Origin of the sequence: Rhodopseudomonas boonkerdii, from assembly GCF_021184025.1 — a bacterium.
Classification (GTDB): domain Bacteria; phylum Pseudomonadota; class Alphaproteobacteria; order Rhizobiales; family Xanthobacteraceae; genus Tardiphaga; species Tardiphaga boonkerdii.
Genome location: NZ_CP036537.1, coordinates 307,878 through 322,522, shown reverse-complemented (window position 1 = coordinate 322,522; position 14,645 = coordinate 307,878). Strand labels below are relative to the sequence as shown.

At 63.5% G+C, this 14,645-nt stretch carries 14 protein-coding genes; 11 read left to right on the top strand and 3 right to left on the bottom strand.

The genetic code is table 11. The features are described 5' to 3' along the window. Both E0H22_RS01485 and E0H22_RS01480 read left to right on the top strand, forming a co-directional pair. Complete coding sequence (locus E0H22_RS01485) at positions 1–537, top strand: DUF2244 domain-containing protein (RefSeq protein ID WP_233024010.1); 537 nt, start codon at positions 1–3, stop codon at positions 535–537. 81 nt (positions 538–618) lie between these two features. Continuing rightward, complete coding sequence (locus tag E0H22_RS01480) at positions 619–1,503, top strand: methylated-DNA--[protein]-cysteine S-methyltransferase (protein ID WP_430715201.1); 885 nt, start codon at positions 619–621, stop codon at positions 1,501–1,503. Positions 1,504–1,696: 193 nt separating this feature from the next. Here E0H22_RS01480 and grpE read toward each other — a convergent pair whose 3' ends face one another. Next, on the bottom strand, positions 1,697–2,308 hold the full coding sequence (gene grpE / locus E0H22_RS01475) for a nucleotide exchange factor GrpE (RefSeq protein WP_233024008.1): 612 nt from the start codon (positions 2,306–2,308) through the stop codon (positions 1,697–1,699). 102 nt (positions 2,309–2,410) lie between these two features. Further along, positions 2,411–3,499 carry a heat-inducible transcriptional repressor HrcA gene (hrcA, locus tag E0H22_RS01470; protein ID WP_233024007.1) on the bottom strand — a complete coding sequence of 363 codons (1,089 nt, stop codon included), beginning with the start codon at positions 3,497–3,499 and terminating at the stop codon, positions 2,411–2,413. Positions 3,500–3,653: 154 nt separating this feature from the next. On the opposite strand from hrcA, the gene rph reads away from it, so the two are divergent. The 3 genes from rph to hemW all read left to right on the top strand — a co-directional run bounded on the left by rph (position 3,654) and on the right by hemW (position 6,238). Beyond that, on the top strand, positions 3,654–4,379 hold the full coding sequence (gene rph, locus E0H22_RS01465) for a ribonuclease PH (RefSeq protein ID WP_233024006.1): 726 nt from the start codon (positions 3,654–3,656) through the stop codon (positions 4,377–4,379). A 70-nt stretch (positions 4,380–4,449) separates the two neighbouring features. Then, a complete protein-coding gene (gene rdgB, locus E0H22_RS01460) occupies positions 4,450–5,091 on the top strand; it encodes an RdgB/HAM1 family non-canonical purine NTP pyrophosphatase (RefSeq protein WP_233024005.1) in 642 nt (213 codons plus the stop codon). After that, complete coding sequence (gene hemW / locus E0H22_RS01455; RefSeq protein WP_233024004.1) at positions 5,078–6,238, top strand: radical SAM family heme chaperone HemW; 1,161 nt, start codon at positions 5,078–5,080, stop codon at positions 6,236–6,238. The genes rdgB and hemW overlap by 14 nt, the downstream gene beginning before the upstream one ends. A 3-nt stretch (positions 6,239–6,241) precedes the next feature. Here the strand turns inward: hemW and E0H22_RS01450 are convergent, their stop codons facing one another. Beyond that, positions 6,242–7,462 (bottom strand): penicillin-binding protein activator, encoded by a 1,221-nt coding sequence (locus E0H22_RS01450; protein WP_233024003.1) that lies wholly within the window; start codon positions 7,460–7,462, stop codon positions 6,242–6,244. A 199-nt stretch (positions 7,463–7,661) separates the two neighbouring features. On the opposite strand from E0H22_RS01450, the gene rsmI reads away from it, so the two are divergent. The 6 genes from rsmI to E0H22_RS01420 all read left to right on the top strand — a co-directional run bounded on the left by rsmI (position 7,662) and on the right by E0H22_RS01420 (position 14,529). Beyond that, positions 7,662–8,588: a 16S rRNA (cytidine(1402)-2'-O)-methyltransferase gene (gene rsmI, locus E0H22_RS01445; RefSeq protein WP_233024002.1), complete on the top strand. Its 927-nt coding sequence runs from the start codon at positions 7,662–7,664 to the stop codon at positions 8,586–8,588. Beyond that, positions 8,581–8,991, top strand: a complete 411-nt coding sequence (locus E0H22_RS01440; RefSeq protein WP_233024001.1) for a YraN family protein — start codon at positions 8,581–8,583, stop codon at positions 8,989–8,991. Before rsmI ends, E0H22_RS01440 begins: the two co-directional genes overlap by 8 nt. 22 nt (positions 8,992–9,013) lie before the next feature. After that, a complete protein-coding gene (gene gshB, locus E0H22_RS01435) occupies positions 9,014–9,955 on the top strand; it encodes a glutathione synthase (protein WP_233024000.1) in 942 nt (313 codons plus the stop codon). Between the two features lie 112 nt (positions 9,956–10,067). After that, positions 10,068–11,603: a YifB family Mg chelatase-like AAA ATPase gene (locus E0H22_RS01430; protein WP_233023999.1), complete on the top strand. Its 1,536-nt coding sequence runs from the start codon at positions 10,068–10,070 to the stop codon at positions 11,601–11,603. Between the two features lie 101 nt (positions 11,604–11,704). Then, a complete protein-coding gene (locus tag E0H22_RS01425) occupies positions 11,705–12,175 on the top strand; it encodes a hypothetical protein (RefSeq protein ID WP_233026601.1) in 471 nt (156 codons plus the stop codon). A gap of 152 nt (positions 12,176–12,327) precedes the next feature. Further along, on the top strand, positions 12,328–14,529 hold the full coding sequence (locus E0H22_RS01420) for a PAS domain-containing hybrid sensor histidine kinase/response regulator (RefSeq protein ID WP_233026600.1): 2,202 nt from the start codon (positions 12,328–12,330) through the stop codon (positions 14,527–14,529). The last annotated feature ends 116 nt before the right edge of the window (positions 14,530–14,645 follow it).

Here is a 14,645-nt window from a genome sequence, read left to right as displayed (position 1 = left end):
ATGACACAGGGCAACGATTTTGACGATGCCAGCAAACCCGGCCCCGCCGACGAGCCCAGGCTGTTCACGGCGCTGCTGCGTCCGCACCGCGCGCTGAACCGCAAGGGCTTTCTGGTGCTGATGGCTTGCGTCAGCGTGATCTCGTTCGGCGCCGGGATAGCGTTTCTCTGGATGGGCGCCTGGCCGGTCTTCGGCTTCTTCGGCCTCGATGCGCTGGCGATCTATGCTGCGTTCAGGATTTACGACCGCCGCGCCCGGGCCTCCGAGGAAATCACCGTAACGACCTCCGAGATCCGCGTGCGGCGGGTGAGTCCTCGCGGGGATGTCGTCGAATGGGCATTCAATCCGCTCTGGGTGCAGATCGACCGGGTCGAACATGCCGAATTCGGCATCGAGCAGTTGTTTCTGGTCTCGCGCGGTCGCCGAGTCTCAATCGCGCGCTTCCTTGGGGCGGAGGAAAAGGCAAGCTTTCTCAGTGCCTTGCTTGAAGCGCTGCAGGCAGCCAAACGCGGCCCGACCTACAATCCGGTGATGTGATGGCTGATCCGGAATCGGGTGGTTCGGGGAGGTTGCCGGAGTTAGACCGGCAGCATGATGAACCTCGCCAGAGATATTGCGATGAATGATCATCGCTCCGTCAAGCCGGGCCTGCGGGATGCGGCCCTGCGCGACTACGACAGCGTCCGCCGCGCCATCGGCTTCATGCACGGACAATGGAAGGATCAGCCGAGCATCGAGGACGTCGCCGATGCCGCCAGCGTGACGCCCGACGAATTGCATCATCTGTTCCGCCGCTGGGCCGGCCTCACGCCAAAGGCTTTCATGCAGGCGCTGACGCTGGACCACGCCAAAATGCTGCTGCGCGATTCCGCCAGCGTGCTGGATGCGGCGCTCGACTCAGGACTGTCGGGGCCCGGCCGGCTGCACGATCTGTTCGTGACCCATGAGGCGATGTCGCCGGGGGAATGGAAGACCGGCGGCGCCGGCATGGAGCTGCGTTACGGCTTCCATCCCTCACCCTTCGGCACCGCCATCGTGATCGCCAGCGCTCGCGGACTCGCGGGGCTGGCCTTCGCCGATCCCGGCGAGGAAAAAGCAGGCTTCGCCGATATGGCTCGCCGCTGGCCGGCGGCGACGCTGATCGAGGACATGGAAGCAACAGCGCCACTCGCACGACGCATCTTCGACACCAAACTGTGGCGTCCGGACCAGCCGTTGCGCGTGGTGCTGATCGGCACGGATTTCGAGGTGCGCGTTTGGGAAACGCTGCTGAAAATTCCCATGGGCCGCGCTGTCAGCTACTCGGACATCGCCTGCAGGATCGAGAAGCCGAAAGCCTCTCGCGCAGTCGGCGGCGCCGTGGGACGCAACCCGATCTCCTTCGTGGTGCCGTGCCACCGCGCCATGGGCAAGTCCGGCGCGCTCACGGGCTATCACTGGGGCATCACGCGGAAGCAGGCGATGATCGGCTGGGAAGCCGGGCAGGTGGGCGTGGATGGCTGAATGCGAGCAATGACGCTCTGATCACCTCTCCCCGCTGGGGAGAGGTCGGCGCGCATCGCGCGACGGGTGAGGGGTGAGGGGCCTTGCTCCGAATGAGAGGTCCCTAACCCCTCACCCGCTCCGGCTTCGCCGGATCGACCTCTCCCTATGGGAGAGGTGTTCGAGCGTACCGGCTCATTACGAGTTTTAAGACTTACTCGCTCGCCGGCGCGGCCTTGGCGCCGCCTTTCGACACACCGACCAGGGCCGGACGCAGCACGCGCTCGCCGATCGTGTAGCCGGCCTGCACGACCTGAACCACGGTACCCGCCGGCACCGACGCATCCGGCACTTCGTACATCGCCTGATGGAAGTTTGGATCGAACTTCTCGCCAGTCGGATCGATCTTTTTCACGCCGTGCTTTTCCAGCGTGTTGAGCAGCGAGCGCTCGGTGAGTTCGACACCTTCGAGCAGCGCCTTCAGGCCGGGATCGGCCGCCGCCTTGGCGTCCGCCGGCACCGCATCGATGGCGCGCTGCAGGTTGTCGGCGATATCGACGATGTCGCCGGCGAATTTGGATACCCCATAGGTGCGCGCGTCAGCGACTTCCTTCTGGGTCCGCTTGCGGAGATTTTCCATCTCGGCCAGCGTGCGCAGCATCTTGTCGCGCGCATCCGCAACTTCCTTGGTCAACGCCTCGACCGAATTCGGCTCCGGATCGTCCGGCATCACATAAGGCTTGGAAACCTGGGGCTTGGAGACCACCGGCTCGGCGGCCTCGGCCGTCTTGTCTGGGTTGTCGTTCTGCCCGTTAGCTTCAGTCATGACACTGCCTTCTCGAAAACACGCCGAATTGATGGGATTGCTGGGCGGGATATGTTGGTTTGCCGCGCAAAAATCAAGCTGATCGGGCCGTTTTGAGGCCGATCAGCCACCCAGCATGCGGCTGACGATGCGGGCCGCGTAATCCACCATGGGGATCACCCGCGCATAATTGAGCCGAGTAGGCCCAATCACGCCCAGCACGCCAACGATATGGCCGGCGCCGTCGCTATAGGGCGCGATGATGGTGGAGGAACCGGACAGCGAGAACAGCTTGTTCTCCGAGCCGATGAAGATGCGCACGCCCTCGGCATTTTCGGCACGGCCGAGCAGATCGATCACCTCGCGTTTGGTTTCGAGGTCCTCGAACAGCAGGCGCACGCGTTCGAGGTCCTCGAGTGCGTGCAGGTCTTCCAGCAGATTGGCTTGCCCGCGCACGATGAGCTGACGGTCGTCGCCATTGCCGCCCGACCATGAGGCGAGGCCGGCTGCGATCACCTTCTGCGTGAGCTGATCGAGCTCGGCCTTGCTCTGACTCAATGCAGTTTCCAGCTCGAGCCGGGCCTCGGCCAGCGTGCGGCCACGAATGCGCGCATTGAGGAAATTGGAGGCCTCGATGAGGGCGGAGGACGGAACGCCTGGCTGCAGCGTCAGCACACGATTTTCAACCTGTCCGTCTTCCGCGACCAGCACCACCAGCGCCTTTTCCGGCTCCAGACGGACGAATTCGATGTGTTTCAGACGGACATTGGATTTCGCCGTGAGCACCACCGCGGCGGCGCGGCTGAGGCCGGAGAGCTGCGTCAGCGCCTCGCCGATGGCGGCTTCCACCGATTGCGAGCGGCCGACGGAGGCAAGCTGCTGCTGGATCGAGGCCCGTTCCGGCTCGGTAATATCGCCGACCTGCATCAGCGCATCGACGAAAAAGCGAAGGCCGAGTTCCGTGGGCAACCGGCCGGCCGAGGTATGCGGCGCATAGATCAGGCCAAGCTGTTCGAGATCCGACATCACATTGCGGACCGAGGCCGGCGACAGCGGCACGGTAATCAGGCGCGAAATGTTGCGCGAGCCGACCGGCTCGCCGGTGGCAAGGTAGCTTTCGACGATTTGTCTAAAAATCTCCCGCGACCTCTCATTGAGCTGCGCGAGCCCGGCTCGTGGCGAAATCAGGCCAATCGGATCGTGATGCGCCACTCAAGCACTCCTTGATTGCACTCAATTTGTCGTCACAGACGGCCGGATTCAAGCTCCTTCCGGCATCGGAACCGGCGCACCCTTGCCGCTGCAGCCCAGCCCGCCTAAAAGCGCCGCGATATACATTATCAGAACACCCGGAAGGATTTTTCTCATGCGGCCAAGCCGTCGTGCGCCCGATGAACTGCGCGCTGTCTCGCTGGAGCGCGGCATCGTCAAATATGCCGAAGGCTCGTGCATGGTGAAGTTCGGCGACACCCATGTGCTGGTCACCGCCACGCTGGAAGAGCGCCTGCCGCCGTGGCTGAAGGGGCAAGGCCGCGGCTGGGTCACCGCCGAGTATGGCATGCTGCCGCGCGCCACCCTGGAACGCACGCGCCGCGAAGCAGCCAGCGGTAAACAGGGCGGCCGCACCGTCGAGATCCAGCGCCTGATCGGCCGCTCGCTGCGCGCGGCGGTCGACCTTGAAGCGCTGGGCGAGCGCCAGATCACCATCGATTGCGATGTGATCCAGGCCGACGGCGGCACCCGCACGGCTTCGATCACCGGCGCCTGGGTGGCGCTGGCCGACTGCATTGGCTGGATGAAGAGCCGCAACATGTTCAAAAAGGACGTGGCGGACAAGGTACTGCGCACCAACATCGCGGCGATCTCCTGCGGCATCTATCAGGGCACGCCGGTGCTCGATCTCGATTATGCCGAGGATTCCGAAGCGGATACGGATGCGAATTTCGTCATGACGGGCGACGGCCGCATCATCGAGATCCAGGGAACCGCGGAGAAAGAGCCGTTTACGCAGGACGAGCTGCTGGCGCTGATGGCGCTGGCGCAAAAAGGCGTCGGCAGGCTGGTGGAACTGCAGAAGGTGGCGGTAGCCTAATAACTGCGTCGTTCCGGGGCGCGCAAGGCGCGAACCCGGAACGACGGCATGAAATCGGTTATACTTCTCCATGACTCAACATCGTCGAATCACCGGCAAGCTCGTGATCGCCACGCATAACCCCGGCAAACTTGCCGAAATGCGCGATCTGCTGGCGCCCTATGGTATCGAGGCTGTGTCGGCGGGCGAACTCGGCCTCGCCGAGCCCGATGAAACAGGCGACACCTTCAAGGCCAATGCCGCAATCAAGGCGATCGCTGCGGCCAATGTCGCGCAGCTTCCCGCTTTTGCCGACGATTCCGGCCTCGTGGTTGATGCGCTCGACGGCGCCCCCGGCATCTATTCGGCCCGCTGGGCCGGCGCAGCCAAGGATTTCAACGCGGCGATGACACGCATCGAGCGCCTGCTGCAGGAGCGCGGCGCGACGACACCCGACAAACGCAAGGCGCATTTCGTCTCGGCATTGTGCGTGGCATGGCCCGACGGTCATCTCGAGGAGGTCGAGGCCCATGCCCATGGCACGCTGGTCTGGCCGCCACGGGGCACGGCCGGATTCGGCTACGATCCGGCCTTTCTGCCCGACGGTCACGAGCGCACCTATGGCGAGATGACGGCAGTGGAGAAGCACGGCCTGCCACCGCTGGGACAGGGCCTGTCGCATCGCGCCAAGGCTTTCGTGAAACTCGCGGAGATCTGCCTTGAGCAACGCTGACGCACGACAGGACGCTTTCGGCGTCTATGTGCATTGGCCGTTTTGCCTGTCGAAGTGTCCGTACTGCGACTTCAACAGCCATGTGCGGCATCAGCAAATCGATGAAGAGCGCTTCGCCAGCGCCTTTGCGCGCGAGATCGAAACGACCGCCGCACGGATTCCGGGGCGCACGGTGACCTCGATCTTTCTCGGCGGCGGCACACCGTCGCTGATGCAACCGCAGACGGTCGGCTCCATTCTCGACTCGATCGCGAAATATTGGACCGTTGATTCGACCGTCGAAGTTTCAATGGAAGCCAACCCCACCTCGGTGGATGCAACGCGCTTTCACGGCTATCGCGCCGCCGGCGTCAATCGCGTCTCGCTCGGCGTACAGGCGCTCGACGATGCCTCGCTGAAATCGCTGGGACGCTTGCACAGCGCGCGCGAGGCGCTTGATGCTGTCGCGATCGCGCGCAGCGCCTTCGATCGCTACTCGTTCGATCTGATCTACGCGCGCCCCGACCAGACACCGGAGATGTGGACAGACGAACTCAAGCTCGCGATCTCCGAAGCAGCCGAACATCTGTCGCTGTACCAGCTCACCATCGAGGAAGGCACGCCGTTCTTCGGTCTGCATGCCGCAGGCAAACTGAAGACGCCGGAGGAAGGCCTCGCACGCGTCCTCTACGACGTGACGCAAGAGGTCTGCGCGCAGCATGGCCTGCCGTCCTACGAAATCTCGAATCACGCGCGGCCGGGCGCGGAGTGCCGGCACAATCTCGTCTATTGGCGCGGCCAGGAATATGCCGGCATTGGCCCCGGTGCGCATGGACGCATCGATATCGACGGTGTCAGGCACGCAACATCCACCGAGAAACGACCCGAAGCCTGGCTGATGCGTGTCGAGGCCAATGGCCATGGCGTCACGCTGGACGAAAACCTCAACAGCGAGGAACGCGCCGACGAGTATCTTCTGATGGGATTGCGACTGGTCGAGGGCATCGACCCTGCGCGCTACGAGGCGTTATCGGGCCGCGCCTTTGATCCGAAGCGCGTCGAGAACCTCTGCGAGGAAGGCGCCATCGTCATCGAGAACGGTCGCCTGCGCGTGACGCAGGAGGGATTCCCGGTGCTTGATGCCGTCGTGGCCGATCTGGCGGCGTGAACTCTACGTCCCGAAACTCTTCGGCGAGCCGGCCACCGGCTGGCCACCACCCGAGGCGACCTTCATCACCGCGAGACCGCGATCATTACCGCCGTCATTGCGGAAGCGGAACAGACCGTCAATCCCGGCGAAACCGGATTGATTGGTGAGGACTTCGGGCGCGAAGCGCTGCCCGCCCTGCGTGCGGGCCAATGCCGCCACCAAGGCTACCGCATCGTAAGAGAGTGTCGCTGTGCGGACGGGATCGTTACCATACTTTGCACGATAGCGACCCGAGAAAGCGCGGAAACCTGCCGGATCGGGCGCAGCATAGAGTCCGCCTAGCATGGACGCGCTGCCGAACACGCGGGGATTGTCCCACAAACCCGTACCGAGCAGCTGCACATTGCGGAGATTGGCCCCGGCCGTGGTCAGGGCATCGGCGGTCGCCACCACGGCATCGCCGTCATCTGCCAGCAACAGCGCATCGGCGCCGGTCAGTTGCGACGCCATGTTGCGCGCGGCAGCGGAGCGATCGGCACCATAACGTTCGAAGGCGATCATGCGGGCACCCTTGCGCGCGACTGCCTGCTTGAACGCGACCTCGACGACATTGCCATAGGCGTTCTCCGGCAACATCGCCGCGAAGGAGCGCTTTCCGGTGCTGTATGCATAATCGACGATGCGGTTGACGTCGGATTCCGGCAGGAAGCTGAGCAGATAGACACCGCGGCCGGCAACACTCGAATCCGTAGAGAAAGCGATCACCGGAATGTTGCGCGCACGCGCGAGTTGCGCCACCGCCGGTACCGACACAGCGAAGAGCGGCCCAAGAATGATCTCGGCGCCTTCGCTGAGCACTTGCTGGGCCGCCTGCTGCGCGCCGGCGGCACTGCCGGCATCGTCCTTCACCAACAACTGGATGTTCGGATTCTGGAATTCGGTATAGGCCATCTCCGCCGCATTCTTCATGGACTGCGCAGCGATGCCCGCATTGCCGGGGGCCGCTTGCGGCAGGATGAGGCCGACCTTGATGCCGCCGGTGCCGATCACCTGCGACTGCTGAGCCGGACCGGCAGGCCCTGCCGGCGGCGGTTCACCGGGATTGTTGGTGCCGTAATTGTTGGTCAAGGCCTGCTGAATACCCGAACAGGCCGACAGCAAGGGCGCTCCGAGCAGGATGCCCAAAGCCGTTCGCCGGGTCGCTCCCGGAATTGCTGATTTCGGATCGAACGGATCGGCCATCGCTTCTCTTCTTTTCGGCCAGCGAACCGGCTCGCTCCCAGTCTACAACGGGAGGCTGGATTCAGACATATTGTTCGGGATTAGTTAACCGAAACAAAAGGTTTATATTAGGAACGCTGCCAACGGCACTGCGGTAACGGGGAACGACGGCTGAAAAACGGCTGTCCCTCTTTGACGCGTTTCCCTCTAGATTGCTCCCATGCGTGCGAACTTGATCTCCTCCGAAACCAGTGCCTCGGGCAGGACCTTCACGGTCTCCGGCCATGTGCTGACCGCACCAAAGGCCGCACCGGGCCTGCATCTGGTGGCAACGCCGATCGGCAATCTCGGCGACATCACGTTGCGCGCGCTGGAAGTGCTCGCCGGGGTGGATGTGGTGGCCTGCGAGGATACACGGATCACCCGCCGCCTGATGGAGCGTTACGGCATATCAGCCGACCTCAAACAGTATCACGAGCACAATGCCGAGGCGGCGCGGCCGAAGATTCTCGCCAAACTGGCCGAAGGCGGATCGATCGCGCTGGTGTCGGATGCCGGCACACCACTGATCTCCGATCCCGGCTTCAAACTGGTGCGCGAAGTGACGCAGGCCGGCTTCGACGTCTTTGCGCTGCCGGGACCATCCTCGGTGCTGACGGCACTCGCGGTCTCGGCGCTGCCCACGGACCGGTTTTTCTTCGAGGGTTTTCTGCCTTCAAAGCAAGTGGCACGCCGCAACCGGCTCGAAGAACTCTCCCGTATCGATGCGACCATCGTGATGTTCGAATCCGGCAACCGCGTACAGGAGATGCTTGGCGACCTCGCCGACATCATGGGCCAGCGCGACGCTGCGATCTGCCGCGAACTGACCAAGCTGCATGAAGAGATCAATCGCGGCCCGGTGCTCGAATTGGCGAAAGCCGCGGATGGGCTGGAGACGCGCGGCGAATTCGTCGTCGTACTCGGACCGCCTGCAGCCGATAGCGAGGCCATGACCGACAGCGATCTCGACGTGCTGCTGCGCACGTCGCTGCAACGGGACAGCTTGAAAGACGCGGTTGCTCACGCTGTCGAACTATCCGGCAGGCCACGTCGCGCCGTCTATGCCCGCGCGCTCGAACTGGCGAGGGAAACCGGCGATGGTTAAACCCACGGAGCTTTCCACTCCCGGTCGTCGCAAAGCCCCATCGCCGCAGCGGGTCGCGGCCTTCGCCACCGGCCTCTCCGCAGAGAGCCGTGCGGCGGCCATGCTGCTGGCGAAGGGTTATCGCATCCTCGCCCGCCGTTTTCGCACGCCGCATGGCGAGATCGACATCGTGGCGCGCAAGCGCAATCTAATCGCTTTCGTCGAGGTGAAGGCCCGCGATACGCTCGACGAGGCCGCCTATGCCGTCACCGCTCGGCAGCAGGCGCGGATCAGCAATGCCGCGCAAGGCTGGCTGATGGCGCATCCCGAACATACGGAATTCGACATGCGTTTCGACGTCATCCTGATTGCGCCGAAACATCTGCCACGCCATCTGTTAGCGGCATTCGACGCCGCCTGCTGACGCTTTATTTCGGAATGATCCCATGACCCTGAACATCGCCGTCCAGATGGACCCCATCGCCCGCATCAACCACAAGGGCGACTCCACTTTCGCGATGCTGCTCGAAGCACAGAAGCGCGGCCACCGCATTTCTTATTATACACCCGACAAGCTCTCCCTACGTGGCAATGATGTGGTGGCGCCGGTGCAGCCCCTGGAGGTGCGCGATGTCGAGGGGGATTACTTCACCCTCGGCGAACCCGAGCGCGTGAACATGGAGAGCTTCGACGTGGTGCTGCTGCGGCAGGACCCGCCGTTCGATCTCGCCTACATCACCTCGACGCATCTGCTCGAACGCATCCATCCGAAGACGCTGGTGGTGAACGACCCGGCGTCAGTGCGCAATGCACCGGAAAAGATCTTCGTCATGGGCTTCAACGACCTGATGCCGCCGACGCTGATCTCGCGCGACAAGGACGAGATCAATGCCTTCCGCGCGGAGCACGGCGCTGTTGTCATGAAGCCACTGCACGGCCATGGCGGCGCGGCGGTGTTTCGCGTGTTGCCGCAGGACATGAATTTCGGCTCGCTTTACGATCTGTTCTCGGTGACCTTCAAGGAGCAGTGGGTGATCCAGCGCTTCCTTCCCGAAGTGAAGCATGGTGACAAGCGCATCATCCTGGTGGACGGCGAATTTGCCGGCGCGGTCAACCGTGTTCCCGCGGAGGACGATCTGCGCTCCAACATGGTGCGCGGCGGCGCCGCGAAATCCACCGAACTCTCCCCGCGCGAACGCGAAATCTGCGAGCGCGTCGGCCCGGCACTGCGCGAGCGTGGCCTGCTCTTTGTCGGCATCGATGTGATCGACGGCAATCTCACCGAGATCAACGTCACCTCGCCCACGGGCATCCGCGCCATCGCCAAGCTCGGCGGCCCCGATGTTGCCGCGCGCATCTGGGACGTGATCGAGGCGAAGCGGAGGTAGTTCGGGCCTCGATCGCCCGGGTGCCAAGCCTACATCGGAAACAACTGCGCCTAGCGTTCTTGTCGTTACAGACTGTCGATGCTACCTTAGATAGATTAATCGAGGTTGCACGATGCAGCATGTCGCGACGGTCGCGTTCGAGGGGATCGAGGCCCGCGCGGTGGACGTGCAGGTCCAGGTGGTACCCGGCCTGCCCAACTTCATCATCGTCGGCCTGCCGGACAAAGCGGTATCGGAAGCGCGTGAACGGGTCCGCGCAGCCCTCACGGCATCCGGGCTCGCGCTGCCTGCGCGGCGGATCATCGTCAATCTGGCGCCAGCCGATTTGCCGAAGGAAGGCAGTCATTACGACTTGCCCATTGCACTTGGCCTGATGGCGACCATCGGCGCGATCCCGCACGATGCCCTCGCGGGCTTCACGGTGCTCGGCGAACTCGGACTCGACGGCTCGCTGGCACCGGTGGCGGGGGTGTTGCCGGCAGCGATCGGTGCCAATGCGCGCGAGGAAGGGTTGATCTGCCCCGCCGCTTGCGGCGCCGAGGCGGCATGGGCGAGCCCGGACATCCAGATCATCGCCGCGCAGTCACTGATCCAGATCGCCAATCATTTCAAAGGAACGCAGGTGCTATCGCGGCCTCAGCCTCAGGTGCGGACTCGCGAAAACAATCTGCTCGATCTCCGGGACATCAAAGGGCAGGAGAGCGCCAAACGCGCGCTCGAGATCGCCGCGGCCGGCGGCCATCATCTGCTGATGATGGGCAGTCCCGGCTCCGGAAAATCCATGCTCGCCGCACGGCTGCCGTCCATCCTGCCGCCGCTGTCCCCGGCCGAATTGCTGGAAATCTCGATGATCGCCTCGGTCGCCGGTGAGATTCGTGACGGGACATTGACGACGCGGCGGCCATTCCGTGCGCCACATCATTCGGCCAGCATGGCGGCACTCACGGGCGGCGGCTTGCGGGCGCGACCAGGCGACATCTCGCTGGCGCATCAGGGCGTGCTGTTTCTCGACGAGCTTCCCGAATTCGATCCGCGCGTGCTGGATTCGTTGCGCGCACCACTCGAGAATGGCGAGGTGTCGGTATCGCGGGCCAATCATCGTGTGACTTATCCCGCTCGCTTCATGCTGGTGGCGGCGATGAATCCATGCCGCTGCGGCCATGCTTTCGAACCCGGTTTCACCTGCAAGCGCGGCCGGATCGATCGCTGTATGTCGGATTACCAGACGCGAATCTCCGGCCCCCTGATGGATCGCATCGACTTGCGGATCGAGGTGCCGGCCGTTACAGCCGCTGACCTTATCCTGCCGCCGCCTTCGGAAGGCTCGGCGGAGGTCGCCGTACGCGTCGCGGCGGCACGCAACATCCAGACGGCGCGCTATGCGGCGGCGGGGCTGACAGGCGTCCACACCAATGCATCGACGCCAGCCTCCATTCTCGAAACCGTGGCGCAGCCCGACAAACAGGGTCTCGCCCTGCTGAAGGACGCCGCCGAAACCATGCGGCTGAGCGCCCGCGGCTATCACCGCGTATTGCGCGTTGCCCGCACGCTCGCCGATCTCGACGGCGCAGAAAAGATCGGACGGCTGCATCTGGCCGAGGCGCTGTCCTATCGTGCATTGGCCGACGAGGTGCGCAGCGCCGCATGACCGCTGCAACGTATGCGTGTCGTCAACCCCACGGTAACCAGTCTCGTTTACGCTTCGCTCACCATACCCCGCATTACGGGGTGCAGGGGCGAGTGCGTATCATGCTGCGTTTGAAGATTCTGGCTTCTACGGTTCCCCTGGCGATTGCCGCCTTCCTCGCGCGCGGGGAGTTTTTTGTATCGACGCATCCCTGCATCGCCGCCGGCGATGGGCCGGTGCAGATCGCTGCGTTCCCCTGGCAGGCGCAGAGCCATGTGAGTTTCACCGACGACCCTGCCAGCGCCACCGTGCGGGTGCAGATCGTCGAAAGTGCGGAAAACGCCGACTTCACCGTCATCGACGACGACGACAGCAACGAGCCTGGTGTCTGCAAAGCCAATGCCGCGACACGTTTCGTCGGCATCACGACCTCACCCGCCAGCACCGATCCGGTCATCTACCTGTCGGATAGCGGCGAAGCCGACTATCGCATTTTCGTACGCTCTCGGAGTTTTACCGCCCGCAATGCGGCAGCGCTGATTGTCGGCGCGCACAATGCGCCGCCAGCGCGGATGGCGGCGGCCAGCCTCTGAGCCATATTAATACTTCGTCAACCATGGCCGCACCGCTCCGGCCGCATCGCCGCGGGTGCAACCGCTTGGCAATCTGATCCACCCATCATCGCCATATCCCCGTATCCAGCCGGAGTGGCGTTGTGAGCAGAGTCCTTTTCCGGATCAAGATCATGTTCCGGCGCTTTGCGCGCCGCTTTCCATGGCTCAACTTTGCCATCCGCTCCTTCGTGATGTTCTCCGCGGCGTTTGGCGGCGCCTACGGCTTCATCTCGGCGGCCACCTCGAAGGATTCCGGCTACGAGCCCCATGCCTTCGCCATCGGCGCCAGTTTCCTGTTCGCCGTGGCCTGTGTCGCACTGGCGACCATGAGCATTCGCATGCGCTTCCTGCACAAGCGGATACAGAAGCTCGCGGCGCAGAACGAGGCCCTGGCGGACCGCAACTGGGAGCTGAAGGAGGCCGAGGAGCACGCGCGGCATCTGTTCGAGGCACAGGACGATCTGATCGTCATCCGCGACCAGGACGGCCGCATCACCTTCGTCAACGACGCCTATTGCACTCTGGCCGAACAGCCGCGCGAGGCGCTGGTGGGCAGCCGCTTCGAGCTGAAAGTGCTGGAGCAGGGAGACCGCGTCCGCGAGCCGAACGGCACGTCGATCCACGACCAATGCATTGCCACTGCTGCCGGCCCGCGCTGGATCGGCTGGCGCCAGGGCATGGTACGGATCGACGCCAATCGCCCGGCCGAATTGCAGAGCGTCGGCCGCGACGTCACCGACCGCACTGAAACCGAGCGCGCACTCTCCGAGGCGCGCGACCATGCCAATGCCGCAAACCGCGCCAAATCACGCTTTCTCGCGATGGCATCGCACGAAATCCGCACGCCTCTGAACGGCATCCTGGGCATGAGTGGCCTGCTGCTCGACACCCGATTGTCACCGGAACAGGCAACTTATGCGCGCGCCGTGAAGACATCCGGCGAGTCACTGCTGTCGCTGATTGAGGAACTCCTCGATTATTCCAGGATCGAAGCCGGCAAGATCGATCTCGACTACCGCCCGTTCGTGCTGTCGTCGTTGATCGAGGGTATCGTCGAATTGCTGGCGCCTCGAGCGCAGGCACGCGATCTCGAAATTGCCGCCTATATCGACGAACGGCTGCCGCTCGAAGTCATTGGCGATGCCGCACGTTTGCGTCAGGTGCTGCTCAATCTCGCCGGCAATGCCATCAAGTTCACTTCCACCGGCGGTGTCGCTGTCATCGCCGAGCCCGGTAACCAGCCTGATGACGTCACCTTCATCGTACGCGACACCGGCATCGGCATCGCGCCGGACGCGCAACAACGGATTTTCCGCGAGTTTGAGCAGGCGGACGAGCGCACCGCACGCCATTTCGGTGGCACCGGTCTGGGACTCTCCATCAGCGAGCGTATCGTCAAACGCATGAACGGGCGTATCTCGCTGCAGAGCCAGCCGGGAGTCGGTTCGACGTTCGAAGTATCGATTCCGCTGACCGCTTCCAATAACCGCGCCGAAGCTTTTCTCCCGCCAGATCTCACTGGACAATCGGTGTTGCTGGTGGCGCCGCAGAGCATTGAAGCCTCGCTGATCGCGCGGCGGCTGGAACGCTGGGGCGCCCAGACCTGCATGATATCCGATCCCGATGTCGCGCTGGCCTTGCTGCCGGAGCGATCATGGCATGCCGCCTTGATCGACAGCGCACTCGGTGCGAGCGATCTCGAACGGCTTGCCGAAAGATCCAACCCGCATGCGCTCCAGCGCATTGGGCTGTTCACGCCAGCGACACGACACGAAGTGCAGCCGCATGCGACAGAGGACCTGACCGGCTATCTGATCAAACCGTTGCGCGCGACCTCGCTGGCGAAGCTGCTGGGGATGCAGCCCCCTGATCGCATGTCGTCGAGCGACAAGGTGGAACGAACCTCAGAGAAAAACACGGCGGACGACGGCCTCTCGATCCTTGTTGCTGAAGATAACGAGATCAATGCGCTGTTGATGCGCTCGCTGCTGACACGCCTCGGCCACCGCACCATCGTGACCACCAATGGCGAGCAGGCGCTGGAATCCTGGCTCGCATCCAATGCGGCAGGCACGCCATTCGATTTGGTTCTGATGGACGTTCAGATGCCGAAACTCGACGGTATCGCAGCCGCCAAGCGTATCCGCGCCCTCGAAGCCGGCCAGCGCGTGCGCCGCACTCCGATCCTGGCGCTGACCGCCAATACGCTGGTGGAAGATCGCTATGCCTGTTTCGAGGCGGGCATGGACGGCTTTCTGCTCAAACCGCTGGACCGCGAAAAGCTAGAGGAGGCACTGAGGCATCTGGCCGCGGGCCGGCATATTGCGGCGTAGACACTCGCGTCTCCACGATCTGGCTGTCATCGTCCGGCTCGACCGGGCGATCCAGTAAACTCAGTACTTGCATTGTGTACTGGGTCACCCGGTCAAGCCGGGTGACGACATACTGA

What these genes read in the sequence shown, in the direction of transcription:
- E0H22_RS01425 (WP_233026601.1), top strand. Translation starts at nt 11,705, where the DNA reads ATGCTGCGTTTGAAGATTCTGGCTTCTACGGTTCCCCTGGCGATTGCC.
- E0H22_RS01480 (WP_430715201.1), top strand. Translation starts at nt 619, where the DNA reads ATGAATGATCATCGCTCCGTCAAGCCGGGCCTGCGGGATGCGGCCCTG.
- grpE (WP_233024008.1), bottom strand. Translation starts at nt 2,308, where the DNA reads ATGACTGAAGCTAACGGGCAGAACGACAACCCAGACAAGACGGCCGAG.
- rdgB (WP_233024005.1), top strand. Translation starts at nt 4,450, where the DNA reads ATGACTCAACATCGTCGAATCACCGGCAAGCTCGTGATCGCCACGCAT.
- rsmI (WP_233024002.1), top strand. Translation starts at nt 7,662, where the DNA reads ATGCGTGCGAACTTGATCTCCTCCGAAACCAGTGCCTCGGGCAGGACC.
- E0H22_RS01420 (WP_233026600.1), top strand. Translation starts at nt 12,328, where the DNA reads ATGTTCCGGCGCTTTGCGCGCCGCTTTCCATGGCTCAACTTTGCCATC.
- E0H22_RS01485 (WP_233024010.1), top strand. Translation starts at nt 1, where the DNA reads ATGACACAGGGCAACGATTTTGACGATGCCAGCAAACCCGGCCCCGCC.
- E0H22_RS01440 (WP_233024001.1), top strand. Translation starts at nt 8,581, where the DNA reads ATGGTTAAACCCACGGAGCTTTCCACTCCCGGTCGTCGCAAAGCCCCA.
- gshB (WP_233024000.1), top strand. Translation starts at nt 9,014, where the DNA reads ATGACCCTGAACATCGCCGTCCAGATGGACCCCATCGCCCGCATCAAC.
- E0H22_RS01450 (WP_233024003.1), bottom strand. Translation starts at nt 7,462, where the DNA reads ATGGCCGATCCGTTCGATCCGAAATCAGCAATTCCGGGAGCGACCCGG.
- rph (WP_233024006.1), top strand. Translation starts at nt 3,654, where the DNA reads ATGCGGCCAAGCCGTCGTGCGCCCGATGAACTGCGCGCTGTCTCGCTG.
- E0H22_RS01430 (WP_233023999.1), top strand. Translation starts at nt 10,068, where the DNA reads ATGCAGCATGTCGCGACGGTCGCGTTCGAGGGGATCGAGGCCCGCGCG.